23 protein-coding genes are annotated in these 26,085 nt (G+C 46.7%); all 23 read left to right on the forward strand.

The genetic code is table 11. The annotated features are described in order from the left end of the window. Positions 1-13: 13 nt before the first annotated feature. The 23 genes from AC1S8V_RS11495 to AC1S8V_RS11605 all read left to right on the forward strand — a co-directional run bounded on the left by AC1S8V_RS11495 (position 14) and on the right by AC1S8V_RS11605 (position 26,042). The gene (locus AC1S8V_RS11495; RefSeq protein ID WP_482073690.1) at positions 14-991 is read left to right on the forward strand and encodes a DHH family phosphoesterase; all 978 of its coding nucleotides are present in this window, start codon (positions 14-16) and stop codon (positions 989-991) included. Beyond that, positions 985-1,908: a tRNA pseudouridine(55) synthase TruB gene (gene truB / locus AC1S8V_RS11500; protein WP_482073691.1), complete on the forward strand. Its 924-nt coding sequence runs from the start codon at positions 985-987 to the stop codon at positions 1,906-1,908. The genes AC1S8V_RS11495 and truB overlap by 7 nt, the downstream gene beginning before the upstream one ends. Positions 1,909-1,978: 70 nt before the next feature. Beyond that, a complete protein-coding gene (locus AC1S8V_RS11505; RefSeq protein ID WP_482073692.1) occupies positions 1,979-2,917 on the forward strand; it encodes a bifunctional riboflavin kinase/FAD synthetase in 939 nt (312 codons plus the stop codon). Between the two features lie 158 nt (positions 2,918-3,075). Then, a complete protein-coding gene (gene rpsO / locus AC1S8V_RS11510) occupies positions 3,076-3,345 on the forward strand; it encodes a 30S ribosomal protein S15 (RefSeq protein WP_056700672.1) in 270 nt (89 codons plus the stop codon). Between the two features lie 257 nt (positions 3,346-3,602). Next, positions 3,603-5,705, forward strand: coding sequence for a polyribonucleotide nucleotidyltransferase (gene pnp, locus AC1S8V_RS11515; RefSeq protein ID WP_307537653.1), 2,103 nt, complete (start codon positions 3,603-3,605; stop codon positions 5,703-5,705). Positions 5,706-5,880: 175 nt separating this feature from the next. Continuing rightward, positions 5,881-6,876: a polysaccharide deacetylase family protein gene (locus AC1S8V_RS11520; RefSeq protein ID WP_047842504.1), complete on the forward strand. Its 996-nt coding sequence runs from the start codon at positions 5,881-5,883 to the stop codon at positions 6,874-6,876. A 99-nt stretch (positions 6,877-6,975) separates the two neighbouring features. Further along, positions 6,976-8,259 (forward strand): M16 family metallopeptidase, encoded by a 1,284-nt coding sequence (locus tag AC1S8V_RS11525; RefSeq protein WP_482073693.1) that lies wholly within the window; start codon positions 6,976-6,978, stop codon positions 8,257-8,259. Beyond that, positions 8,219-8,665, forward strand: a complete 447-nt coding sequence (dut, locus tag AC1S8V_RS11530) for a dUTP diphosphatase (protein ID WP_017689132.1) — start codon at positions 8,219-8,221, stop codon at positions 8,663-8,665. The genes AC1S8V_RS11525 and dut overlap by 41 nt, the downstream gene beginning before the upstream one ends. 156 nt (positions 8,666-8,821) lie before the next feature. Further along, positions 8,822-9,721, forward strand: a complete 900-nt coding sequence (dpsA, locus tag AC1S8V_RS11535) for a dipicolinate synthase subunit DpsA (RefSeq protein WP_076208873.1) — start codon at positions 8,822-8,824, stop codon at positions 9,719-9,721. Further along, the gene (locus tag AC1S8V_RS11540; RefSeq protein WP_482073694.1) at positions 9,718-10,314 is read left to right on the forward strand and encodes a dipicolinate synthase subunit B; all 597 of its coding nucleotides are present in this window, start codon (positions 9,718-9,720) and stop codon (positions 10,312-10,314) included. The genes dpsA and AC1S8V_RS11540 overlap by 4 nt, the downstream gene beginning before the upstream one ends. Before the next feature lie 379 nt (positions 10,315-10,693). Further along, positions 10,694-11,911 (forward strand): aspartate kinase, encoded by a 1,218-nt coding sequence (gene dapG / locus AC1S8V_RS11545; protein ID WP_482073695.1) that lies wholly within the window; start codon positions 10,694-10,696, stop codon positions 11,909-11,911. Positions 11,912-11,958: 47 nt separating this feature from the next. Beyond that, positions 11,959-12,837, forward strand: a complete 879-nt coding sequence (dapA, locus tag AC1S8V_RS11550; RefSeq protein ID WP_482073696.1) for a 4-hydroxy-tetrahydrodipicolinate synthase — start codon at positions 11,959-11,961, stop codon at positions 12,835-12,837. 475 nt (positions 12,838-13,312) lie between these two features. Next, positions 13,313-14,992, forward strand: a complete 1,680-nt coding sequence (locus AC1S8V_RS11555) for a ribonuclease J (RefSeq protein ID WP_076208870.1) — start codon at positions 13,313-13,315, stop codon at positions 14,990-14,992. A gap of 283 nt (positions 14,993-15,275) precedes the next feature. Beyond that, entirely contained in the window at positions 15,276-15,983 is a 708-nt protein-coding gene (locus tag AC1S8V_RS11560) for a ClpP family protease (protein ID WP_482074461.1), read from the forward strand. Continuing rightward, positions 15,980-16,210, forward strand: coding sequence for a YlzJ-like family protein (locus AC1S8V_RS11565; RefSeq protein ID WP_482073697.1), 231 nt, complete (start codon positions 15,980-15,982; stop codon positions 16,208-16,210). The genes AC1S8V_RS11560 and AC1S8V_RS11565 overlap by 4 nt, the downstream gene beginning before the upstream one ends. A 90-nt stretch (positions 16,211-16,300) precedes the next feature. Continuing rightward, on the forward strand, positions 16,301-19,039 hold the full coding sequence (locus tag AC1S8V_RS11570; protein ID WP_482073698.1) for an FtsK/SpoIIIE family DNA translocase: 2,739 nt from the start codon (positions 16,301-16,303) through the stop codon (positions 19,037-19,039). 191 nt (positions 19,040-19,230) lie between these two features. After that, positions 19,231-20,058, forward strand: coding sequence for a spore cortex-lytic enzyme (sleB, locus tag AC1S8V_RS11575; protein WP_482073699.1), 828 nt, complete (start codon positions 19,231-19,233; stop codon positions 20,056-20,058). Positions 20,059-20,183: 125 nt separating this feature from the next. Continuing rightward, complete coding sequence (yfmF, locus tag AC1S8V_RS11580; RefSeq protein WP_482073700.1) at positions 20,184-21,464, forward strand: EF-P 5-aminopentanol modification-associated protein YfmF; 1,281 nt, start codon at positions 20,184-20,186, stop codon at positions 21,462-21,464. A gap of 3 nt (positions 21,465-21,467) precedes the next feature. After that, entirely contained in the window at positions 21,468-22,748 is a 1,281-nt protein-coding gene (yfmH, locus tag AC1S8V_RS11585; RefSeq protein ID WP_482073701.1) for an EF-P 5-aminopentanol modification-associated protein YfmH, read from the forward strand. A 1-nt stretch (position 22,749) separates the two neighbouring features. Next, positions 22,750-23,520, forward strand: a complete 771-nt coding sequence (gene ymfI / locus AC1S8V_RS11590) for an elongation factor P 5-aminopentanone reductase (RefSeq protein WP_482073702.1) — start codon at positions 22,750-22,752, stop codon at positions 23,518-23,520. Positions 23,521-23,682: 162 nt separating this feature from the next. After that, positions 23,683-23,946, forward strand: coding sequence for a DUF3243 domain-containing protein (locus tag AC1S8V_RS11595; RefSeq protein WP_482073703.1), 264 nt, complete (start codon positions 23,683-23,685; stop codon positions 23,944-23,946). 197 nt (positions 23,947-24,143) lie between these two features. Then, a complete protein-coding gene (locus AC1S8V_RS11600) occupies positions 24,144-24,911 on the forward strand; it encodes a DUF3388 domain-containing protein (protein WP_062833847.1) in 768 nt (255 codons plus the stop codon). 66 nt (positions 24,912-24,977) lie between these two features. Further along, complete coding sequence (locus AC1S8V_RS11605; protein ID WP_482073704.1) at positions 24,978-26,042, forward strand: RodZ domain-containing protein; 1,065 nt, start codon at positions 24,978-24,980, stop codon at positions 26,040-26,042. The last annotated feature ends 43 nt before the right edge of the window (positions 26,043-26,085 follow it).

A 26,085-nucleotide genomic window follows, 5' to 3' on the forward strand; every position in this document is an offset into this window, starting at 1 on the left:
AGAGGAGACGGCAATGCACACTTATGAACAGGCGCTCCAGGCCGGAAAGCAATTTCTGCTGGAGCATGATGATTACCTGGTCGTGTCGCATGTACAGCCGGACGGTGACGCAGTCAGCTCGACGGTAACGGTGGGCTGGCTGCTGTCATGTCTGGGTAAGACATTCACGATGATTAATGAAGGTGAAATCCCCGGGCGCATGCAATTTTTGTGGGAAGCAGGCAACATCGTGAACATGACCGAACAACCACCGCAGCGAAAATATAAAGCTGTTATCTGTTTGGATTGTGCAGACTTTGCCAGAGTAGGTTTGACACGTCATTATTTCGAAGAAGATGCTGTTATTTTGAATATTGATCATCACCCTACAAATGACGCTTATGGTACAGTCAACATCATTAAGTCAGATGCTGCTGCAACGGCTGAAATTTTGTTCGATTTTCTTAACCTGTTTCAAGTGGCATGGGATAAAGATGTTGCGACGGCAGTTTATACAGGATTGCTTACGGATACAGGTGGATTCCGCTATGCCAACACCAGTCCAAATGTAATGACAACGGCCTCCAGACTGCTTGAACATGGCGTGGATGGACCCTATCTCGCCCAGACCTTGTTGGAGCAGGTGACTCTTCCACAAGTTCGGATTTTGAATCAGGCACTATCAAGCCTGCAGATGACAGATGATGGAAAGATAGCCTGGGTTGTTATTACACCAGATGATATGGTAGCTTGTGGAGCAGCTAACGAAGATCTTGAAGGGGTAGTGAACTATCCGCGCAACATTCAGGGCGTGGAAGTTGGTATCTTTTTCAAAGTCATCAACGAGAATGCAGTCAAGGTTTCTTTGCGTTCAGCTGGTAAGATTGATGTTGCTGCACTAGCACAGACCTTTGGCGGAGGCGGGCATGTGCTCGCGGCCGGATGTCGTCTGGAAGGCAGAATTGATGATATTGTTGCAAAAGTACTGAAGCAGGTGTATTCACAATGGTAAAGCCATTTGAAGGTGTACTTCCGGTATATAAACCGGCGGGATTTACTTCTCATGATGTTGTAGCCAAAATGCGTCGCATTCTCAAGATGAAGCGCATTGGGCATACGGGCACATTGGACCCACAAGTTACAGGCGTTCTGCCTCTCTGTCTCGGAAGGGCAACACGAGTGGTGGAGTACATGCAGGAGCTTCCGAAGGAATATCTGGCTACGCTCAGATTGGGACTGTCTACTGACACAGAGGATATGACAGGGGAAGTCATTGAGCGGGCTGAAATGACTGTGGAAGTAACACAGGAACAGGTTCAACAGGTGCTTGAGCAGTTTCTGGGCACGATCTCTCAGGTACCACCCATGTATTCTGCGGTAAAGGTAGACGGCAAACGTCTTTATGAGCTTGCTCGTGAAGGTAAGACGGTAGAGCGTAAGAGCCGTGAGGTCACAATCTATGAGCTCGAACTTACAGGGATTGAGACTCAGGGCGATACCATCGATATATCCTTCCGGGCCTTATGTTCAAAAGGTACCTATATTCGGACGTTGTGTGTAGACATCGGCCGACAACTCGGATATCCATCGACCATGGTTCGACTGGAGCGTACGATATCAGCGGGTATCTCTGCAGATCGTTGTCTTCGGATTGAAGAAGTGGAACAACTTATGGCCGACGGAACTTTGGCAGATGCGCTGATTCCAGTTGACGAGGCAATTGCTTCTATTCCAGCCCACAAGGTTGGAGAAGAACAGACCAAAGGAGCACTCCAAGGTCAGAAACTGGCTGCACGTCTTCTGGAACCGCCTGTAGAGCAACCTGGTTTACTGCGGTTGTACGCTCAGGATGGTACGTTTCTGGGGATATTTGAACGGGATGAACTAAAACCAACGGTGAGGGCAGTTAAAGTCTTTTTGCCGGAATAAAGAGGTCTCGGACTTGAAGTCATGGTGATGATCAAGTTTGGCCTATCAAGTGAAATGCAGGTGAATGATTGTGAAAACCGTAATGCTAACCTATCCGCAGACGTTACATTCGACTGAGCTGAGCACACTTCCCCAAGTGCTCGCGATCGGTCAATTCGACGGACTGCATCTCGGACATGCAAGTGTCATTTTGTCAGCTGTCCGCATTGCGCGCGAAACGGGCATGCAGGCAGCGGTCATGACCTTTCATCCACATCCAAAGGAAGTTATGCGCAAAGGGGATTACGAGGGTAGTTTAACTCCCTTGAGAGATAAAAAAGACATCTTGGCAGGAATGGGCGTTGATGTGCTCTATGTGGTGGAATTCAATGAAGAATTCTCACAGCTGACACCGCAACAATTCGTACATGATCTGTTGATCCCTCTTCAGACACGAACAGCGGTGGTGGGTTTTGACTTCCGTTTCGGTCACAAGGGTGCAGGAGATGAACAGCTTCTTCGTACATTGGGAGAAGGACAAATGACGGTGGAAACCGTTCCTCCATTCCTTTTAAATGGTGAAAAAGTGAGCAGTTCTCTCATTCGTGGCCTGTTGAAGCGTGGGGAGATGGATGAGGCCAGTCAGTGGCTTGGCCGACCTTACAGCATAAGAGGAACCGTCATTCACGGAGAGAAGCGTGGACGAACGATTGGATTTCCGACAGCCAACCTTGAACTCACGGATCATTACGTTACACCGTCGAAGGGTGTTTATGCTGTTCGTGTGCAGCATGGCGAACAGGAACTGCATGGCGTAATGAATCTCGGTGTGAAACCTACGTTTCACGAAAACGGGATGAAACCTACGTTTGAAGTGCACCTGCTTGATTTTGATGGACACTTGTATGATCAGGAATTAAAGGTTGAGCTTGTTCACTATATCCGCGCAGAACGAAAGTTTGACTCCATTGATGCATTGATTAGTCAGATTCGGGAAGATGCATTAACTGCTAGTCGCCTGTTATCTTAAGGTTTAGGAATTAATGCATGTTTACATTTACTTTGACTGGGCAATTATGATATACTGTACTACGTTGTCGTTTAGGACAACAATAACCTTGGCTTGGTTACTTGCTCTCACCGGCGGTGACGAGGCTAATGGCGATTATATTGAAGGAGGTGAACAGGATGGCATTGACTCAAGAACGTAAACAACAACTGATCGACGAGCACAAAACTCACGAGTCCGATACAGGATCTCCAGAGGTGCAAGTTGCTATCCTTACGGAAAACATCAGAAGTTTGACAGACCACTTGCGTACGCATAAGAAAGACCACCACTCACGTCGTGGACTTTTGAAAATGGTAGGTCAACGTCGTAAGCTTTTGGCTTACGTGAAAAACAAAGATGTTAAACGTTACAGCGCACTGATCGAAAAACTCGGATTGCGTCGTTAATTATCGTACATGTTTTCAAAACCAACCTGGCTGTTATCCGTCATTCTTTTGTCTAAAAGGACAAGCGGAACTTACAGCCGGGTTGTTTTGTAGATGAACATGTTGCCATATATTTGTAGATGGGGCTCCGCGAGGAGCTTTTGTTGTGCAGATTAGCATGTTGCAAGATCTTACATAGCTAATGAATGCAGGACAAGCAGGAAATACTGTAAATATGCAGAATCCATTGAGTTAGGACGAATAAAAGGAGGAATTTCATGGAACAGCGTGTTGAAATGCAGCTTGGTGGAAGAAAGCTTACGTTTGAAACCGGGCGTTTGGCCAAGCAGGCTAATGCTGCCGTTAAGGTAACATACGGGGATACCGTGGTATTGTGTACCGTGACAGCATCAAGTGAGCCAAAAGATCTGGATTTTTTCCCATTAACGGTGAACTATGAAGAAAGATTGTATGCCGTAGGTAAAATTCCGGGTGGATTTATTAAACGTGAAGGCAGACCGAGTGAGAAAGCCATTCTTTCAAGCCGTCTGACAGACCGTCCAATTCGTCCATTGTTCCCGGAAGGCTTCCGGAATGATGTACAAGTTCTGAATATCGTTATGAGTGTGGACCAAGACTGTGAACCGCAAATCGCTGCAATGATTGGTACATCAGCTGCACTGAGCATCTCGGATGTTCCATTCAGTGGACCTATTGGTGGCGTGAAAGTTGGACGTATTAATGGCGAGTTCATTATTAATCCAACGATTGCACAGCTTGAAGTCAGTGAGCTTGAGCTGGTGGTTGCAGGAACCAAGGATGCCATCATGATGGTTGAGGCTGAAGCAAACGAATTACCGGAAGAAGTAATGCTTGAAGCAATCATGTTCGGACATGACGAGATCAAGAACATTGTTGCTGTAATCGAACAACTCGTGCAAGTTGCCGGTAAAGAAAAAATGGCTGTTAAGTTGCATGCCGTTAATGCTGAAGTCAACAGCAGTGTACGTGATTTTGCTAGTGCTCGTCTGGTTGAAGCGGTTAAAATTGCTGAGAAACATGCTCGTCAAGATGCAATCGATCTAGTGAATGACGAAACCGTTGCTCACTTTGAAGAGAAATATATTGAAAGTCCTGAATTGCTCAAAGACGTGAAGGAAGTCCTGCACGATATCGTTAAAGAAGAAGTGCGTCGTCTGATCACGCATGATAAAGTTCGTCCAGATGGACGTGGACTTGCTGAGATTCGTCCAATCGAATGTGATACTTCCTTGTTGCCACGTACGCATGGTTCAGGTTTGTTCACACGTGGTCAAACGCAGGCACTTAGCATCTGTACACTTGGTGCACTGGGTGATGTTCAGATTTTGGACGGAATCAGCCTTGAAGAAACGAAACGTTTCATGCATCACTATAACTTCCCACCATTCAGCGTAGGTGAAGCTCGTCCATTACGTGCTCCAGGCCGTCGCGAAATCGGACATGGTGCTCTGGGTGAGCGTGCGCTTTCCAAAGTCATCCCTTCCGAAACAGACTTCCCATACACGATTCGTCTCGTATCTGAAGTTCTGGAATCCAACGGTTCAACTTCCCAGGCAAGTATCTGTGCCAGCACATTGGCTATGATGGATGCAGGTGTACCAATCAAAGCTCCGGTTGCGGGTGTAGCTATGGGTCTGATCAAAGATGGAGATCATGTTTCGATCCTGAGTGATATTCAAGGTATGGAAGATCACCTCGGTGACATGGACTTCAAAGTAGCTGGAACACCTGAAGGTGTAACCGCGATTCAAATGGACATCAAAATTGATGGGATTGATCGTCAAATTTTGTCTGAAGCATTGGCTCAAGCCAAAGAAGGTCGTTTGCACATCTTGAGCAAAATGACTGAAGTGATGAATACTCCACGTGAGCAGTTATCACAATATGCACCTAAAATTACAACTATGCATATCAATCCGGACAAAATCCGTGATGTGATCGGTGCAGGTGGTAAAATTATCAATAAAATCATCGAAGAAACCGGTGTTAAAATTGATATTGAACAGGATGGACGTGTCTTTATCGCTTCTTCTAACCAGGAGATGAATGATAAAGCCAAAGCGATTATCGAAGGTATTGTGCGCGAAGTACTGGTCGGCGAGATTTATGTCGGTAAAGTAAAACGTGTTGAGAAATTCGGTGCATTCGTTGAAGTACTTCCGAACAAAGAAGGTCTGGTACACATCTCACAACTGTCAACAGAACGTGTTGCCAAAGTGGAAGATGTTGTAGCCATTGGTGATTCTATTACGGTAAAAGTAACGGAAATTGACCCACAAGGTCGAATCAACTTGTCCCGTAAAGCAGTTTTGACTGCTGAAGCTCCGGCTCAATCCTAGGATACCGAAGCGACAGGTTACAAATGGATAGATTGAATGAAGAGACAGAATGTGAATTTCTGGCTCTTTTTTTAACGTTTAAATACGTAAAGCAAGGATGAAACCATGGCTTAGCATTCATATTCTTGCCCTTGTCCTCATATGATGGGGACAAAGACGGCGGGAGGATGGAGCTGTGGGAAACCAATCCAAAAAGCTGGCGGCTGTTCTGGCGGGTGTGACTGCGGTCATATTGATCGGACAAGTTGGCAGTGTACGTACATACATTACGGAGATCCGTGATGGGCCAGGTACGCAAAATGCTTTTGACATGTTTAAGGAGGCAACTGGAGAAGATGCGCTGTTGTCTGCGATTCGGGATAAAGCGGCTGAAACGAAAATTGCTCCGGTAAATGCCAGAGTGGATCGGGTATGGAAAGCGATTCCTGGTTATAATGGCATGGAGATTGATGTGGAAGCGACATACCGTAAGGCGCTGAGTGGAACATTGAATACCAAAATAGCGTATGTCTACCGTCAGATTGAGCCGGAGATCCAGCTTAAAGATTTGGGTGCACATCCGATCTATCGGGGGAACGCAAACAAACCGATGGTTTCTTTTATGATTAATGTGGCCTGGGGGAACGAATACATTAAACCGATGCTGGATACGCTCGATGCCGAGAAAGTGAAGGCTACTTTTTTTCTGGATGGAAGTTGGTTAAGCAAAAATGTTGAACTGGCCAAAGAAATTCAGAAGCGTGGGCATGAGATGTCCAACCATGCATATTCTCACCCTAATATGAGTCGATTGAGCGCAGAACGGGCCAAGCTGGAAATTAGCAAAACCCAGGATCTGCTCCATAAAACACTGGGCGTAGAGAATCGTTGGTTTGCTCCGCCATCCGGTGACTTTAATCAGAAGACCGTTGACATTGCTTCATCCATGGGACTGCAAACCGTGTTATGGACAGTAGATACTGTGGATTGGCGTAAGCCAAGCCCGGATGCCGTTGTTGCCAAAATTGCTAAAAATACCGAGGCAGGCACGTTAATTCTAATGCACCCTACAGCTGCTTCTTCGGGAGCTTTAAAGGGCATGATTCAATCCATACGGGCCAAAGGTCTGGTGCTCGGAACAGTAAGTGAAACGTTGTCTTCTGAACGTGTAAATACCTCTGCGGTTGAGTGAACGTTGTTTTTTTGTTAATATCAAAAAGTTGGAACCAAATGTCGATTTCAATTTCAAGGTTGAGATCAAGGCAATTATAGAGATGTAGGAGGGCCAACCATGAAAAAAATTCAGCTGGGCAATGGCCTCAGAGTTGTCATGGAACAGATACCGACCTGCCGTTCTGTGTCTTTCGGAATATGGGTCAAGACAGGTTCGCGCAATGAGCAACCTGCAAGTAACGGAGTATCACATTTTATTGAACACATGTTATTCAAGGGAACAGATCGTTATGATGCCAAGGCGATTGCGGAGCAGTTCGATGCGATTGGCGGTAACGTGAATGCATTCACTTCCAAAGAATACACGTGTTATTATGCTAAAGTGTTGGATGAACATTTGCCGATTGCGGTTGATGTATTGTCTGATATGTTTTTCCGCTCCAAAATGGATGATGGTGAATTGATCAAGGAGAAAAACGTCATTCTTGAAGAAATCTCGATGTATGAAGATACGCCTGATGATATGGTTCATGATCTGATGGCCTTGGCCGCCTATGGTGAGCATCCACTTGCATACCCAATCCTGGGTACGGAAGAACGTCTCAAAGCGATGGATTCCAGTCATCTGCGTGCATATATGAGGGAGCACTACACAATTGAGAACACGGTCATTAGTATCGCAGGTAATATTGATGACAGTGTAATCGAACTGATGGAGAAACATTTTGGTGCTTTTGATGTAAATGGAGTAACGGAAGCAGTCACGATGCCAGCCTTCCAAAGCGGACAGCTCTTTCACAAAAAGAAAACGGAACAGAATCATATCTGTATCTCGTTCCCGGGCTGTAAAATCGGAGATCCGCTGCAATTCGCTATGGTTGTTCTGAATAACGCCATTGGTGGAGGCATGAGCTCCAGACTGTTCCAGGAAATTCGTGAGAAACGGGGTCTTGCGTACTCCGTGTATTCCTATCATAGCTCTCATGCGGACAGCGGACTTTTCACCATATACGCGGGTACAGCACCGAAACAGACCAAAGAAGTGCTCGACCTGACCAAAGAGGTTCTACGCGACCTGGCTGTTAACGGCTTGTCCGAAGATGAACTTCGTAAAGGAAAAGAACAGCTGAAGGGCAGCCTGATTCTTAGCTTGGAAAGCACAGGCAGTCGTATGAATCGTCTGGGTAAAAACGAGCTGATGCTGGGCAGACACCATACGCTGGATGAGATGATCACCAAAATTGAGCAAGTTACCATGGACGATATTAACGCGGTACTTGATCTGATGTTTGCTGAGCCTTTTGCACTTGCTATGGTTGGTGCTTCAGATAAGACGATCGCTGGATTGAGAAGGGATGATTTTGTTGCATTACGTTCAAATACAGAAACTGCCGGGCAATGAAGATATTAAACTGCCACAAAAAATGTCGGAGCTGGCATCAGGCTTTGATGTAGTAGCCGCACTTCAGGAAGACGTTGTATTGCAGCCGGGTCAGCGTACGCTGATTCCAACCGGACTTGCGATGGCAATGCCCGCTGGATTGGAAGCACAGATCCGTCCTCGGAGCGGACTGGCTTTCAAACATGGAATTACCTGCCTCAACACACCGGGTACCATTGATGCGGACTATCGCGGAGAAGTTAAAGTGCTGTTGATTAATCTGGGTCAGGAACCGTTCACGATTGTACGGGGAGAGCGCATCGCACAGATCGTCTTCCAGACCGTGCCTGCTGTTGAATTGACGGAAGTGAATGAACTTTCGGAAACGGTACGTGGCGAAGGCGGATTCGGTCATACCGGGAAATAATCAGGTTAATATACCCATTCTTTAGAGTCGTCCCTGACAGGGGCGGCTCTTTTTTACATTCGAGAAACGGACAGTTAATTGCAATTATTGTTTTCACCCCCCTGTGGGCCCCTGCATACGATAAGGCATACATGTGGTGAAAGGAGTGACGTCCCGATGCTGACCGGAGTCCGGATTGTAGTCCTGGGCGGAGATGCGCGGCAGCTTGAAGTCATTCAAAAGTGCGCTGAGCTGGATGCAACGGTAAGTGTGGTGGGTTTCGATAAAATAGAGCGCTCCATTCCAGGGATCGAGCACCAGGAACTGGAGGACGAAGTGTTTGCTTCCGCAGATGTACTGGTACTGCCTGTCGTCGGTTGCGATGATCAGGGAAAAGTAAGCACTTCATTCAGTGACACGCCGATCTATTTGAAAAAGGAACATATTGCAGCATTACCGGAGCATTGTATTGTGTTCACAGGTATGGCAAAACCGTTCTTGCGCGAACTTTGTCTTGAAAATGGGCTGCGACTTGTTGAAGTACTTGATCGTGATGATATTGCACTTTACAACTCTATTCCAACAGCTGAGGGAGCCATCGCCATAGCTATTCGGGAGACGGACTTCACAATCCATGGTTCGGAATGCATTGTGCTTGGCATTGGTCGAACAGGATTCACAATGGCCAAAACACTGCAGGGACTTGGAGCAAATGTACGGGTGGGAATCAGGCGGGAAGAGGATGCTGCCCGCGCTACAATAATGGGCTGGAAGCCTTTCATGACAACGGATTTGGCCGCTCAAACCGGGGAAGTTGACTTGCTTTTTAATACGATACCGACTATGATAATCACAGCACAAATCCTGTCCAGAATGCCGCAAAAGGCTGTCATTATCGACCTCGCATCCGCTCCTGGCGGCTGTGATTTCAGGTATGCTGACAAACGCGGTATCAAAGCGCTACTTGCGCCTGGCCTCCCCGGCATTGTTGCTCCCAAAACGGCTGGCGGCATTATTGCCGACGCGTTGATCCGTTTGCTTTTGGAAGAACAGAACGCACGGGAGGTTAAATCATGAACTGGCAGGGAAAAACGGTAGGTTATGCAATTACGGGTTCTCATTGTACGTTTGAAGAGGTTATGCCGGTAATTAGCCGCTTCGTGGCTGAAGGTGCGAACGTTATTCCGATTATTTCGAATTCGGTTCTGACGACGGATACACGCTTCGGTACGGCGCAAAATTGGCAAAAACAGTTGAAAGATATAACAGGTAATGATATCATTTCTACAATTGTTGAAGCGGAGCCATTAGGGCCTTCCAAGCTGCTTGATGTGCTGGTTATTGCTCCATGCACAGGGAATACAACAAGCAAGCTGGCTAATGCGATGACCGACAGTCCAGTGCTAATGGCAGCCAAAGCGCAGATGCGTAATCAGCGTCCGCTCGTGCTTGCCATTTCCACCAATGACGGTCTGGGCTTGAATGCTGCGAATATCGCCAAATTGCTCGTGGCTAAATACTTGTATTTTGTGCCATTTGGGCAGGACGATCCAGTGAAAAAACCAAACTCGTTAGTCGCCAAAATGGAATTGATTCCAGAGTCTTGCTGGAGTGCCCTTGAGGGCAAACAGTTGCAGCCGATGATTGTGGAGCGTTCTTCACAGGCTTGATGGAACAATGATTGGGTGACAACGTTTATGCGCTTGGAGAAATGAAGAAGGGTTCGAGAGACAAAGAAAATCATGGGGGACGAAATGCTGGCTTTGAACAGCTATTTGTGTCCACGTTCCTGTCTATAAGGCATTCCTGCTTGCGGCAGTAAAGGTTAAGCAAGCGGGAGAGGTCTAGTGTGAATGTATGCGTCATGATCTCGATAACAACCGCGACCGTTGATTTGCGATTGTCCCAGACAATTACAAAGAAACAAGGAGCGGCATGGAATGCCGTATAAATTGCTGAAATTATCGCATCAGAACGCTCCCTAGAGTGATCCATTTGTTGATTTGACCCGTGTCTAGTCTTCTTGCGTACACAAATGGAGGAATAAAGATGCGTATCATGGTACAGAAATTTGGAGGCACGTCTCTCTCCACTGTTCAGGCGAGAGAGCATGTGCTCCGTCATGTTAAACGTGAACTTGAGGCAGGATTAAGTCTGGTCATCGTGGTGTCCGCGATGGGGCGCCGCGGCGAGCCATATGCGACCGATACGTTGCTAGACTGGGCTGCACAGAACGGAAACGCAATATCCGCACGCGAAAAGGATTTACTGCTGTGCTGTGGTGAAATCATATCTGCAACGACTTTGAGCAGTTTGCTCGAACATGAAGGCATTCCAACTACAGTGCTGACCGGTGCACAAGCAGGTTTTGTGACGGACGACAATTTCGGGAATGCCCGGATATTGGATGTCCGTCCTGTTCGTGTGTTGGAGCAGCTTCAGCTGGGACGGGTCGTTATTGTAACCGGATTCCAAGGTCAGACGGAGAATGGAGATTTCACGACACTGGGTCGTGGGGGAAGTGATACGTCTGCAACAGCTCTCGGTGCGGCATTGCGTGCCGAAATGGTGGATATCTACACGGATGTGAACGGGATACTCACGGCTGATCCTCGGATTGTTGAGGATGCGCGTCCACTGACTGTCGTGAGTTATGCAGAGATCTGTAACATGGCCCACCATGGTGCCAAGGTAATTCATCCACGTGCGGTTGAGATCGCCATGCAATCCCAGATTCCAGTGCGAGTAAGATCTACTTTTGCTGACACGGAAGGAACGCTGGTTACGCATCCGGAAGGATTCCAGGATGTGCAGACAGGCATTGTTGACCGTTATGTAACAGGTATCGCCTATGTTAGCAATGTAACGCAAATTACGGTGGATGTACCTGGTGGTGCAGATCGATTGCAACTAAAAGTATTCAAAACCATGGCTGAGAATTCGATCAGCGTTGATTTTATTAATGTTACCCCTTCGGGAGTTGTCTATACGGTTTTTGACAGTGATTCCGAGAAAGCCATACAGGTATTGCAGGAGATCGGTCTCAAGCCACAAACCCTGTCCGGTTGTGCCAAAGTTTCCGTCATTGGCGGAGGCATTAATGGTGTACCTGGAATTATGGCTCGTATCGTGGAGTCCTTAACACTGGCAGATATTCAGATCCTGCAATCCGCAGATTCGAATACAACGATCTGGGTACTTGTAAAAAAAGAAGATATGGTTCAGGCCCTGAGGGCACTTCACGCCTCATTCGAACTTCATTTGTAAGTAACTGAAGTTAGAGGAGCCAAACCTGTTTTGAAGGAGGAATCGAATTGGACTTTGGAAGATTGATTACAGCAATGGTCACTCCGTTCAATGAACAGGGAGAGATTCATTGGGAGGAAACGGCACGTCTAATCGACTATCTAATTGTAGATCAAAAGTCAGAGACGCTTGTGGTTTCCGGAACAACAGGTGAGTCACCAACACTTAGTGATACTGAGAAAGTTCAATTATTCGAATTTGCAGTGAAACATGCAGCCGGACGGTGCAAAATTATAGCCGGAACGGGAAGCAACAACACGGCGCATTCCATCCATTTGACACAGGAAGCTGAACGTGCCGGAGTGGATGGCATATTACTGGTTGTTCCTTATTACAACAAACCGAGCCAAGAAGGGTTGTTCAGACATTTTGAAGCGATTGCGGGCTCGACCAAGCTGCCAATTATGCTCTACAACGTGCCTAGTCGTACAGTAACCAGCCTGTCAGCGGCAACAACGCTTCGTCTCGCGCAGATTCCTAACATCGTGGCAACCAAGGAATGTGCGTCCATGGAGCAGGTTACGCTGATTGCTGCAAGTGCTCCGGAGCACTTCAGAGTCTATTCCGGTGATGATGCTTCTGGCTTGCCAGCGATTGCTGTTGGAGCTCATGGGATCGTCAGTGTGGCCAGTCATGTCGTAGGGTCTGAGATGAAGAAAATGATCGATGCCTTCTATGGCGGAGCACCTCTTCAAGCTGCTCAGATTCATCAGCAGCTGTTCCCGGTGTTCAAAGGTCTGTTTGAGTGTCCACAACCTTTACCGAACCCCGTAGCGGTGAAATATGCGCTGACATTGCGTGGTTTGAACGTTGGGTCTGTACGTTTGCCTCTTATTCCTCCAACAGAAGAGGAGCAGGTCTATATCAAAGGTCTGCTTAATTTGTAATCAGTAGTTGCATATGGAACTATTTTATTAATTATGAGACATCCATCAGATTATCAAAAGAACCGCTCCTCTTATTTCGAGGTTGCAGTTCTTTTTTTTGATGCGTAAAGTGAGGTTTCTTTTCCACTGCTAAGGGGAAACCTACAGGTTAACGAGAGAGTGACTTGTTTTTTTTGTTTTTAATCATGTATAATGATGTCAAGTGACTGGGTGCGGTATTTTTTTGAAATTGAAAGCGACATCGTTTCGTGGTGTGGCTTTGCGGTGAAAAAGGAAGGAACGGCTAAGAGGGCATTTCAATCCAACTTGTTGGTAAAAGGGAATAACTTCGAAGAACTTCTTCCAGATATCGTGAATAAAGGTGTTCTTTTGCATTCATCCCGATAGGTGGGCATGTAATGTATGGACTACTTTTCTTAACTTACAATAAATAATAAGGTACGACGTCCAACTACCATAGGAGGTTTAGATTCATTTGTCTAAGAAAAATAATAACGATAAACTGATGATTTTTGCATTGGGCGGCGTAGGCGAGATTGGTAAAAATATGTACGTCATCCAATACGCTAACGACATTGTAGTCGTAGATGCTGGTCTTAAATTCCCGGAAGAAGATATGCTTGGTATTGATATTGTCATTCCTGACATTTCTTACCTGACTGAGAACCGTGACAAAGTAAGAGGAATCATTCTTACTCACGGACATGAGGATCACATTGGTGGTCTGCCATATGTTCTCAAACATCTGAATGTTCCTGTATACGGAACAAGACTTACGCTTGGACTTGTAGAAAATAAGTTGAAAGAAGCGAACTTGCTGGGTGAAACAAAACGTATTCTGATTGATGCGGATTCCGAGATCCAACTTGGATCTGTTCTGAAAGCATCGTTCTTCGCTACTAACCATAGTATTCCGGATTCCGTTGGTGTATGTGTCGAAACACCGGAAGGTGCAGTAGTTCATACAGGTGACTTCAAATTTGACCACACTCCAGTCAATGGTCAATATGCAGATCTTCAGCGTATGGCGCAGATCGGAACCAATGGCGTGCTTGCGCTTTTGTCCGATAGTACGAACGCTGAGAAACCTGGATTCACACCATCGGAGAAAAATGTAGGTATCGTTCTGGAAGATATCTTCCGTAAAGCAAGCCAACGCGTTGTTGTAGCGACCTTTGCTTCCAACGTACACCGTATCCAACAGGTGATCAACGCAGCAGAAGTAACTGGACGTAAAGTTGCAGTTATCGGACGCAGCATGGTTAATGTGGTCGGTATTGCTTCCGAACTGGGTTACCTTGAGATTCCGGATGGCATGATCATTGAACCCGAGGAAGTAGGCAAGATGGCTGCTGATCGTGTCGTGATTCTTTGCACAGGAAGCCAAGGCGAGCCAATGTCAGCATTGACACGTATGGCTCGTTCCACGCACCGTAAAGTGGACATCCTGCCAGGCGATACCGTCATTATCGCAGCAACACCGGTTCCGGGTAATGAAAAATATGTAGGCCGTACGATTGATGAACTGTTCCGTCTGGGTGCTAACGTGCATTACAGCGGTGCTAACAGTGGCGTTCACGTATCGGGTCACGGTAGCCAGGAAGAGCTGAAACTGATGCTCAACCTGATGAAACCGAAATTCTTCTTGCCAATTCACGGTGAATTCCGTATGCAGCGCCGTCACGCAGTTCTTGCTGAATCTGTAGGTGTTGAGCCGGAGAACATTTTCATCACGGATATTGGTGAAGTGATTGAAATTCAAGGTGGTGCAGCACGTAGAGCAGGTAAAGTTACTGCAGGTAACGTGTTGATCGACGGCTTGGGTGTAGGTGACGTGGGTAACATTGTACTCCGTGACCGCAAATTGTTGTCACAGGATGGTATCCTTGTTGTCGTAGTAACATTGAGCAAACAGGATGGGAAAATTGTTTCCGGTCCTGACATCATCTCCCGTGGATTTGTGTATGTACGCGAATCGGAAGGCCTACTGGATGAGGCTAACCGGATCGTAAGCAGCACATTGCAGAAGTTGATGAGTGAGAACGTTAACGAGTGGGCTTCACTCAAAACGAATGTCAAAGATGCACTGGGACGTTTCCTGTATGAGCAAACTCGTCGCAGACCGATGATTTTGCCAATCATTATGGAAGTTTAAAATAGGCTAAACAAAAAACATATATTCAGGCACACAGTCGCCCCTTCTCTACGAGTAATATTGGACGGTTCCTCGTAGAGAAGGGGCTTTTTTTTTTGCGTTTTTCAGGGAGATCGCCACAATGTGAAGCAATTTGATGTAGCGGGTATAAGGGGCTTGGAAAATTCCCCATACTAAGGAAATACATTAAATGTTTCTGGAGAAGGGGATTAATGAAATGAATGAACGTATGAATGACAAGCAGACGTCAAGATCCAATCAGCCGGAGGTTGAAGCACCGGAAATGCCGATCCGGGAGGAGAAGGACATCTCTCCCGTGACGGAGACTATTCAGCAATTTGGGCAGACACAGTCGCCAGCAGGCGAATCGAACATCTTCTGTATGACCATTATCGGACAGGTGGAAGGGCATTTAATTTTGCCACCACAAAATAAAACAACAAAGTACGAGCATATTATTCCACAGCTTGTCGCTGCAGAACAGAATCAGCGTATTGAAGGTATTCTGATCATTCTGAACACGGTAGGTGGAGATGTGGAGGCGGGTCTGGCTATTGCAGAGATGATTGCTTCTCTGAGCAAACCTACGGTTACTGTGGTCATTGGAGGCGGGCATAGCATTGGAGTTCCGATCGCTGTAGCTTCGACGTATTCTCTCATTGCTGGAAGTGCAACGATGACGATCCATCCAATTCGTATGAACGGCCTTGTCATTGGTGTACCTCAGACATTTGAGTACATGGAGAAAATGCAGGAACGGGTTGTTCGATTCGTCACTTCACATTCAAATATATCTGAAGAGATGTTCAAGGAACTGATGTTTAAGACCGGTGAGTTGAACCGGGATATTGGTACAGCTGTAGGAAGCGCAGATGCAGTGAAATATGGACTAATGGATGCAGTTGGCGGCATTGGTCAGGCCATTGCGCATTTAAATCAGCTCATAGGAGACAACAGACAGACCCTGCAAGCGGGAGGTTATACCCAATGACACTATACACCGTGATGCCCCCTGAACAACTATGGTCAGGCATGTGGAAAGAGAGTGAAGATACGAGAGAGATCAAGATGAATGGATTATTAATGCAGGTGAGGCCAGTGAATGATAATGAAGCCGTTATTGTACGATTGCTGGATTGTCCACTTGAAGCCTATCTCAATCCTGCCAATATGCCGGGTTCAACCATCCCGCTTTCCGGTAACTTGGGGTCAGCATAACACGACGAATTCAGACAAATTGAGCAGAAAAAGAACATATGTACGGATTATATTTGTATGGTATAATATTCTTCTGGGGGTGACCTGATTTTGGCCAGAAGAAAAAAGAGGAAAAAAAAGGGCGCTGGTTTTAGTGGCGTTTTAAAATATGAAATTTACGGGATTGTGCTTATTACCCTTGCTGTCATTGCATTATCGGGTGAAGCCACCGTTGGACGTTCGCTTTCCAAGATGTTCGGACTGATGCTTGGTAAGTTTTATTTTGCGATTCCACTTGTTGGTATTTATTATGGTCTCATGGTGATGATTCACCGGAAATGGCCGAGTGGCTGGACCACACGCAAGACAGGACTAGTATTGCTGGTCTTTGCTTTAACCCTGATGAGTACCGTCTCTGCAATGCACCAGAAGCTCATTCCGGTGGGTGCGCTTGAGCCTGGTGCTGTGATTACACAGGTACATAATGATATGCAAACCGAGTTGCTAACCCCTGCTGCGCCAGGGGAGAGAGACTCCATGCTTAACAAGGACATCAGCGGTGGTTATCTCGGAGCTGGGCAATTTGCTCTGTTCTTGTGGCTATTCGGCAGCCTTGGGGCAAGGCTCATCATGATCGTCATGTTTGTGATCAGCTTTATGCTGATTACGAGTCTTTCTTATGTGGATCTAATTCGAATATTCAGAACCAAGATCTGGGATGCGGGGAGTACGATGTACAAGAAGCTGGAGTCGAGGCCCTCTGCACGTTCTGCTTCAGCTCCTGATGGCAGGAAGAAAGGGAACGCTCGTAAAGTGGTACCTGTCCCTGTTGATGATGATGAAGACGAATATGAGGATGAATTAGAGGAACAGCATCTGCCAAAACGAAAAGCGCCAATATTCTTCCAACTGTTTGGAAAATGGGGAGCTGATCGCGAACGTGCGAAGTCAGAACGTGAATTGAATCAGGTGGATTCAGCGGAAGCGGAACAGATCGTATACCGGGCCGTTCAGAATCACGATTCGGAAGCATGGCAGGAAGAGACCGGAGACGTAGTGGACAACATTGCCTCACCACCTGTTGCTGTACAAGCTAAACCTAACTCTGCACCGATCATTCGAGACTTCTTCGAGCATGTCAGAGCGGAAGATGCAAGCATCGAAGATGATCTGGACGATGCATATCCTTTCCCGGATGATCTCACGGATTCCAACTCAGCTCAAGAGGGCGAACGTGCTATTAAAATAACGGATGAACTGGTAGAGACAGAGTGGTCTGCATCCGATGCAGGAACGGACATATTAAATACTGTCGATGACATTGAAAGTGGAGAAGAACTGCCGAATGGGGTAGCGCCGGGAACAGATAGTCTAACTCCCGAGGGGCAGGACGCACAATTAATCAAACCACCGCCTCCACCTCCGAAGCCGTACAAGCTGCCATCATTCCGTCTACTTGCCAAGCCGAACAATGGGGGCAAAGCGGGTGACCAAAAGGATTACATGCAGACAGCACGCAAGCTGGAAGCCACACTGGAAAGCTTTGGTGTTCGCGCCAAAGTACTTGAAGTGGTACGAGGCCCTGCTGTTACAAGGTATGAAATTCAACCCGATATTGGTGTCAAGGTCAGCAGGATTGTCAGTCTGACAGATGATATCGCGTTGGCTCTGGCGGCTAAGGATATCCGGATGGAAGCGCCGATTCCAGGGAAGTCCGCTATAGGTATCGAGGTACCTAATGGCGAGGTGTCAGTGGTAACGATGCGTGAAGTGATGGAGACGGCAACGTTCCAGGATGCAGAATCCAAAGTGACCATTGCATTTGGCCGAGATATCTCCGGACAGACAATCATTGGTAACTTGGCTCGTATGCCCCATTTGCTGGTCGCGGGTGCTACAGGTTCCGGTAAGTCGGTATGTATTAACGGAATTATTACCAGCATATTGTACAAAGCGAAGCCGGATGAAGTGAAGTTTCTGATGGTCGATCCCAAGATGGTTGAGTTAAACGTATATAACGGAATTCCCCATCTGATGGCACCGGTAGTAACAGATCCTAAACGAGCGTCACTTGCTCTCAAAAAGATCGTGGTCGAGATGGAGAAACGATATGAACTGTTCTCCAAATCAGGTACGCGGAACGTTGAAGGCTATAACAATCTGATGAAAGATAATCCTGCGGCTGTTCTTCCTTATATCGTGGTCATCGTGGACGAGCTGGCAGATCTCATGATGGTTGCGGCTGGAGATGTGGAAGATGCGATTGCTCGACTTGCCCAGATGGCTCGTGCAGCCGGGATCCATCTGATTATTGCCACACAACGTCCTTCCGTTGACGTTATTACCGGGGTAATCAAGGCCAACATTCCATCGCGAATTGCCTTTGGGGTATCCTCACAAGTGGATTCCCGAACGATTCTGGATATGGGTGGCGCTGAGAAGCTCCTCGGTCGTGGAGACATGCTGTTCATGCCAATGGGAGCATCGAAACCGGTTCGTGTACAAGGTGCCTTTATGAGCGATGAAGAAGTCGAGAATATTGTTAATTATGTACGTGGTCAAGGTGAAGCGCAGTATGATGAGTCCATTGTACCTGAGGTGGATGACTCCGTTCAGGCGGCAGACGAAGTACAGGATGAGTTATATGAGCAGGCCGTACAGATTATATTGGAGGCAAAACAAGCTTCAGTATCCCTGCTACAACGTCGTATGCGGGTGGGTTATACCCGTGCAGCACGTTTAATTGACTCCATGGAAGCCCGGGGTGTAATTGGTCCTTACGAGGGTAGTAAACCACGGGAAGTGCTGGTCTCACTTGAACAGTATCAACAAAATAAAATAAGCTCGTAGTGCAGCTTAGATACAATGGATTGTTTAAGCCCTCAACCTTATTGGTTGGGGGCTTTTTGCTTGCCTATTGAATTGAAGTTTTGCCATCTACTCCAAAGATCGGATGTTTTGGTGCATAGGAAGCAAGCAGGCTTGTCATAATAACCTTAGCGATTCTGTTAATCCCACAAGAGAAAGGTAGAGCACAGTCGATGCGAAAAATGAACCTATGGCTTTTCACTGCTATTTTGCTGATATCCGTATTGGGAATTCGTTATTTGCTTCCTGGGAATACAGCAACTGAAAGTTCAACCAAGCGTACACCGCCGGTAGAAGAAAAGGCCTTGCCTACGTTTAGCAGCAATACCGTGAAATATGGAAGTTACGGTCAGGATGTATATGAGCTTCAGGGTCGTCTGAAGTACCTGGGATTTTACAATGGTAAAATCGACAGTAATTTTGGCAGCAGTACACTGAAATCCGTCAAATGGTTTCAATCCGAGTTTGGCATGAAGGCAGATGGTGTGGTTGGTGCCAAAACCAAGCTAAAGCTGTATAATGCTTCAACCAAATGGTCGCCAACAGAACCACCATTACACAAGGATTCCGCAGGTGAAAGTGAGGGCAGTAACAAAAAAGCGGATAAAGAGCAAGACAATATGGGATCAGCCAATGCGTTGGGTTTATCCGAGAATGAACTTAAAATTATGGCTAACGCCGTATATGGTGAGGCCCGGGGTGAGCCATTTGAAGGTCAGGTGGCGGTAGCAGCAGTCATTCTGAATCGGGTTAGAGCACCAAGTTTCCCGAATACCCCTTCCGGAGTAATTTTCCAGCCGCGTGCATTTACTGCTGTTGCCGATGGTCAGATCTATCTGGAACCGAATGAACAGGCCAAAAAGGCAGTGGAACAGGCTTTGAATGGTTGGGATCCATCCGGTGGATGCCTCTATTATTTTAATCCGAGGACAGCAACATCCAAATGGATCTGGACCCGCCCGCAAGTGAAAACAATCGGACAGCATATTTTTTGTATGTGATGATGTTGGAAGCAACCAGAAGGCGTGACTTCGGTTGCTTCTTGCCTTTTGATTGGGTTAAAATGGTTGTTACGTTTAAGCTTCAATATTGCACGATAAATGACGCCGTAAAGGGGTTTTGACATTTGAATACATCAGGATTCGAACGAGGCAGCAAGAGAGAGTTTCGTATACATGTGCTTCCCACCAAACGTTTCAAAACGTTCGCTATATCGTTATATGCAGGAGTCCCCTTACGGGAGGATACGGTAACGAAAGTAGCCCTCACACCTTTTGTTCTGCGGCGCGGCACGGAGTCCTATCCGGAAACAACGCAATTTCGTGAGCAACTGGAGCATCTGTATGGAGCGGGTTTTGGTTTTGACGTCTATAAACGCGGGGATTACCAGATTGTACAGTTCCGAATGGATACCATTAATGATTCCTTTGTTGGAGGGGATGAGCAGCTCCTGGATCGTTCATTTGCCTTCCTTGGAGAGGTTCTTACCCGACCTGCACAGGAGAATGGACATTTCAGGATCTCTTATGTACAGGCGGAGCGAGAGACCGTTCGTAAAAAGCTGGAATCCATCGTGAATGATAAAATGCGCTATGCCGCTGAACGCAGTATTGAGGAAATGTGCAAGAACGAGCCGTACCGTCTTCACCCACTGGGTGAGCGAAAGGATCTGCCTGGGATTGAGCCTGACACACTGACTGCGTCTTATCAGGAGTGGCTGCAACAGGCGGGTATGGATCTGTACGTGGTAGGGGATACGACACTGGAGGAGGTTGAGAACCTTGTTCAGCGTCATTTCAATGTAGATCGAACGTCCTCTTCCGATTATCAGACACAGGCAGCAGTTCGAGGAGATAAGGAAGTAAAGACCGTTGTTGAGCGACTGAATGTGAGCCAGGGAAAACTCAATATGGGACTCCGTACATCTATCACTTATGGAGATCCTCAGTATGCAGCAGCACTAATGTACAACGGGATTCTCGGTGGTTATCCTCATTCCAAACTGTTTGTAAATGTTCGTGAAAAAGAAAGTCTGGCGTATTACGCGTCTTCGCGGTATGACGGACATAAGGGCATTGCCACGATTCAATCCGGGGTTGAAATCCCTAATTATGAGAAGGCCGTCACCATCATCAAGCAGCAGCTGGAAGAAATGAAAAGCGGTACAATCAGTGATCTGGAAATGTCCCAGACCAAAGCAATGATCCGTAACCTGCTAAAGGAAATGCAGGATTCTGCCTTTGAGATGATCGCTTATGACTTCAATCGGCAGTTGTCTGGCAAAGAGAGAACGGCTGAAGAACTGTTGGCTCAGATAGAACATATCAGCAAGGAAGATGTTCGTGAGGCGGCAGAACAATTCCGTCTGGATACGATTTATTTCTTGCGGGACGAGAAGGAGGAATAATCGGTGGAGAGCATTCGGTATGAGCATTTGCAGGAAACACTATATTATGAAGTGATGGATAACGGACTGCAGGTCTATATTTTGCCTAAACCGGGATTCCAGAAAACGTATGCTACGTTTGCAACCAAGTATGGGTCAGTGGATAATCATTTTCAGGTTGAAGGGCAGCAAGAAGTGAAGGTCCCGGATGGGATTGCCCATTTCCTGGAGCATAAAATGTTTGAAGAACCAACGGGTGATATTTTTGCCACGTTTGCATCTCATGGTGCTTCAGCTAACGCGTTTACGAGTTTTGATCAGACGGTTTATTTGTTTTCAGCGACTGAACATGTGAACGAAAATATACAAACATTAGTCGACTTTGTGCAAAATCCTTACTTCACGGATCAAAATGTGGAAAAGGAAAAAGGCATCATCGGACAGGAAATTGACATGTATGCTGATAATCCGGATTGGCGTGTTTATTTTGGATTAATCGAAGCCATGTATCAGAAACATCCGGTGCATATCGATATTGCAGGAACGGTGGAGTCCATTCGTACGATTACGAAAGAGATGTTATATGAGTGCTATAACTCCTTCTATCACCCGAGTAATATGCTCTTGTTCGTGGCGGGTGGTGTAGATCCACAGGAAGTCATTGATATGGTTCGTTCGAACCAGGAACAGAAGGATTATAAGCCACAGGGGAGTATTCAACGCTTCTTCGAACAGGAGCCTGAGCAGGTAGGCGAAGCCAGACGGGAAGCGAAACTGGCTGTTTCACTGCCCAAATGTCTGTTTGGATTCAAAGAGACGGACGTTGGACTCACCGGAGAACAATTGTTGCGACGAGATACGACAACGCAGTTAATGATGGATCTTCTGTTCGGCTCAAGCACGCGGTTATTTCAGAAGCTTTATGATGAGGATCTGATCTCGGACAGCTTTGGACATGAGTATAACAGTTCGCGGCAATATGCGTTTTCGGCCATCGGTGGTGATACGAAAGACCCGGATCAACTACTCGCGCGTATACGTGAAGAAGTGGATGCTATTGTTGGAAAAGGGTTTGAATCCATGGACTTTGAACGTGCACGCAAAAAGAAAATAGGCGGATATTTGCGGATGCTCAATTCTCCGGAGAACATTGCACATGAATTCACACGTCAGCAATTCCGTGGCGGTGATTTCTTCAATATGCTCCCGCTTTATGAATCGATTACACTGGAAGATGTGAATCTCAGACTGAGAGAGCATATTCGCTGGGATCAACTGGCTGTATCGCTAGTCGTGAGTCCTTGATATGGAGAGGGGAACAGGACAATTGAAGGCAATTGGGGATATGACTGTACTGGTTACTGGAGCAAGCGGTGGCATCGGAGCGGCTATCGCAGAACGTTTCGCCAGAGTGGGAATGAATGTTGTTATACACTATATGAAATCGCATGAAGCAGCGAATGAAGCGGCCAGACGATGCATGGAACAGGGCAGTGGCAAGATCATGACCGTGTCTGCGGATCTTCGCAGTCGTGAACAGATTGAGCGTATGCGGGAGAAGCTGGAGTCACATAATCTCATGCCAGATATCCTTGTGAACAACGCAGGGATCTCGCACTATGGAATGTTGTCTGATGTTACAGAGGAGATCTGGGATGAAGTGATGGCGATTAACCTGAAAGGTACATTTATGTGTACACAGGAAATGATGCCTCACATGATCTCCCAAAGGTATGGCCGAATTATTAATGTGTCGTCGATTTGGGGATTGTCAGGCGCCTCTTGTGAGGTGCTGTATTCCACAACCAAGGGCGGGGTGAATGCATTCACCAAAGCGCTCGCGAAAGAACTCGCGCCATCCGGAGTAACCGTAAATGCTGTGGCTCCTGGCGCAGTTCAGACATCCATGCTGAACCATCTGGATCAGAGTGAACTGAAAATGCTGGAAGAGGAGATTCCGGCAGGCAGACTTGCTCAACCTGATGAAATCTCATCACTGGTTTATTTTCTGGCGCTCCCTGAATCGGGTTATATCAATGGGCAGATTATTAGTCCAAATGGTGGATGGTTAACGTAAAACAACAAGAAAACTTGACTGGCTGTGAACAGAATAGATGAAGGTTGCTGGAAAGCAGCCGTCTCTGGATTATTTTCATAATGCTCGTATATAAAATGTCTCGAAAGCACATATTACAACTGTTGATTTTAAATCTCATGCGACAGCTAAGGAGGATTTATCATGTCAACAGAAAAAACAGTGCTCACCAGTTTTGACACATGGAAGAAGTTCCTGGGTGACCGCGTACTGCAAGCAGAGAAGATGGGTATGAGTGAAGATACCATCAACAAACTTGCCTACGAGATTGGTGACTTCCTGGATGAGAAAGTCGATCCGGCGAACCATTCCAATCGGGCATTGAAAGAACTATGGGATGTCGGCGATGCTGATGAGCGTCGTACGATTGCGCGCCTGATGGTCAAATTGGCCAAACAAAACGCATAAGATTACAGATGAAGAGCTCCCGCAAGGGGGCTTTTCTCTAATGATTACAAACGGATTACAGAGCTGTTCTTGTAATTCATTTTCATTTTATATATCATTAACGTGACCCATTTTTAGAAGATGTCTCAGATTGTTGTCCAGCGGACACGTTCTGTTGCTGTCGAATAATGTGGAATAATGCATTACGGGGTGTTGAAATGGAATCTAAACAATGGTATATGGAATATAAAATACATAAGAACAGACCCGGTTTGTTAGGCGATATAGCCTCTATGCTGGGGATGCTTGAAGTGAATATTTTGACCATTAACGGTGTGGAAGGCAAAACCCGAGGAATGCTGCTTGAATCGGATGATGATGAGAAAATTCGTTTGCTTGGTGAAATGCTTGCCAAAGTAAACAGCATCACCGTATCGGCTTTGCGTCAACCTAAATTGGTGGATATTCTGGCCGTACGTCATGGCAGATATATTGACCGTGACTCGGATGATCGCAAGACATTTCGTTTTACACGAGATGAACTTGGGTTACTTGTGGACTTTTTGGGTGAAGTATTTAAGAGGGAAGGCAATCAGGTCATCGGTTTGCGCGGAATGCCTCGTGTTGGCAAAACGGAGTCTATTATTGCGGGTAGCGTATGTGCGATGAAACGATGGACGTTTGTTTCCTCCACACTTCTTCGTCAGACCATAAGGAGCCAACTCTCCGAGGATGAATTGAACCCAAACAATGTGTTCATTATCGATGGTATTGTTAGCACGATTCGCTCCAGTGAGCGGCATTACAATCTGTTGCAGGATATTATGACCATGCCCAGCACCAAAGTTATTGAACATCCGGATATTTTTGTACAGGAATCCGAATATGATTTTAATGATTTTGATATTATCATTGAACTTCGCAACAATCCGAATGAAGAAATTATTTATGATACGTTTACGGCTAGTTACACCGACGAATTGTAAGAGACCGTACGGAATCATGGAATAGATTAGCAACAACTCAAGAGATAAACATAAGGAGGAGATGGCATGTCTGAACTGGGTCAGCAGTTAAGAGAGGCCCGGCTGCAAAAAGGGATGAGTCTTGACGATGTACAGGAAATGACAAAAATTCGCAAGAGGTATCTGGAGGCCATAGAAGCAGGAGACTACAAAGTGCTGCCGGGTAGCTTCTATGTGCGTGCTTTCATTAAAACCTATGCGGAGACCGTGGGACTGAACCCTGATGAGCTGCTGGAGGGACACAAAAAAGACGTACCGGCAGAAGAGACGGAAGCAACAATGGAGCCGGTTATTCAGAAGCGCTCCAGCCGTCCGGTTGAGCGTAGTAATCGATGGATGTCTGTCGCACTGATGTGGACATTCCCGATTCTGATTGTTGTTTTATTGTATGCGTACGTTGTGTTGAATAAGGATGATCCTGAGGATAACCAGGGGCTGGACTCGGTCAAAATTACAGACAGTCAGCAGCAGCCTCAGGATAAGCCGGATCAACCTGCTGACAACGGGCAGGCATCTAATCCGCCTGCAACGGATTCAGGTGCTGAGGGTACTGGTGAAGGAGAAGCTGGCGGTAACGGCGGCGGTACGGACACGGAAGGACAGACGGACGGTCAAGCGGATGGCCAAACAGATGGACAGACGGATGAAACGCAGGAAGAACCGACAGACAATTCACCGTCTACTGTAACGGTTGCAGAAGATGGGAAATCAGGAAATATTACGAACTTTAAAGTTAAAGGCAGTGCAGGTAAGCCTGTTACGGTTACGATTAAAGCAACAGGTCACAGCTGGCTGGAAGTGTACAAGGGAGAAAACTCCAGCGGAGAGAAGCTGGAGTTTGGCAATACCGCAGATGGGGACAGTTACACTTTTGAGCTCGACAGCACAGGGATGTATATTAAATCCGGTTATGCAGCTGCGACGACGATTGAAGTTGGAGGTCAGGTTGTAACAGATGGCAAGGCAACCAACCGAATTCGTCTCAAGTTGGATGACTCTGCTGCGAGCACGTCTACTTCGACCGGAAATGAAGGCGGAGCAACGAATAGTACAAACGGTTCAAGCGAAGGCGGTACCTCAAGTGACGAATAACCGGGTCAACTGCAGGAGACAATAACGGTGTCTGAACTTGCAG

The sequence above is a fragment of the Paenibacillus sp. B46(2026) genome, from assembly GCF_056786355.1.

Bases quoted from the DNA above. Each gene is read 5' to 3' on its own strand.
- AC1S8V_RS11600 (WP_062833847.1), top strand. From the start codon at position 24,144: ATGGAATCTAAACAATGGTATATGGAATATAAAATACATAAGAACAGA.
- AC1S8V_RS11595 (WP_482073703.1), top strand. From the start codon at position 23,683: ATGTCAACAGAAAAAACAGTGCTCACCAGTTTTGACACATGGAAGAAG.
- rpsO (WP_056700672.1), top strand. From the start codon at position 3,076: ATGGCATTGACTCAAGAACGTAAACAACAACTGATCGACGAGCACAAA.
- pnp (WP_307537653.1), top strand. From the start codon at position 3,603: ATGGAACAGCGTGTTGAAATGCAGCTTGGTGGAAGAAAGCTTACGTTT.
- AC1S8V_RS11605 (WP_482073704.1), top strand. From the start codon at position 24,978: ATGTCTGAACTGGGTCAGCAGTTAAGAGAGGCCCGGCTGCAAAAAGGG.
- AC1S8V_RS11565 (WP_482073697.1), top strand. From the start codon at position 15,980: ATGACACTATACACCGTGATGCCCCCTGAACAACTATGGTCAGGCATG.
- AC1S8V_RS11540 (WP_482073694.1), top strand. From the start codon at position 9,718: ATGAACTGGCAGGGAAAAACGGTAGGTTATGCAATTACGGGTTCTCAT.
- AC1S8V_RS11495 (WP_482073690.1), top strand. From the start codon at position 14: ATGCACACTTATGAACAGGCGCTCCAGGCCGGAAAGCAATTTCTGCTG.
- dpsA (WP_076208873.1), top strand. From the start codon at position 8,822: ATGCTGACCGGAGTCCGGATTGTAGTCCTGGGCGGAGATGCGCGGCAG.
- truB (WP_482073691.1), top strand. From the start codon at position 985: ATGGTAAAGCCATTTGAAGGTGTACTTCCGGTATATAAACCGGCGGGA.
- AC1S8V_RS11560 (WP_482074461.1), top strand. From the start codon at position 15,276: ATGCCGATCCGGGAGGAGAAGGACATCTCTCCCGTGACGGAGACTATT.
- sleB (WP_482073699.1), top strand. From the start codon at position 19,231: ATGCGAAAAATGAACCTATGGCTTTTCACTGCTATTTTGCTGATATCC.
- ymfI (WP_482073702.1), top strand. From the start codon at position 22,750: ATGGAGAGGGGAACAGGACAATTGAAGGCAATTGGGGATATGACTGTA.
- dapG (WP_482073695.1), top strand. From the start codon at position 10,694: ATGCGTATCATGGTACAGAAATTTGGAGGCACGTCTCTCTCCACTGTT.
- AC1S8V_RS11525 (WP_482073693.1), top strand. From the start codon at position 6,976: ATGAAAAAAATTCAGCTGGGCAATGGCCTCAGAGTTGTCATGGAACAG.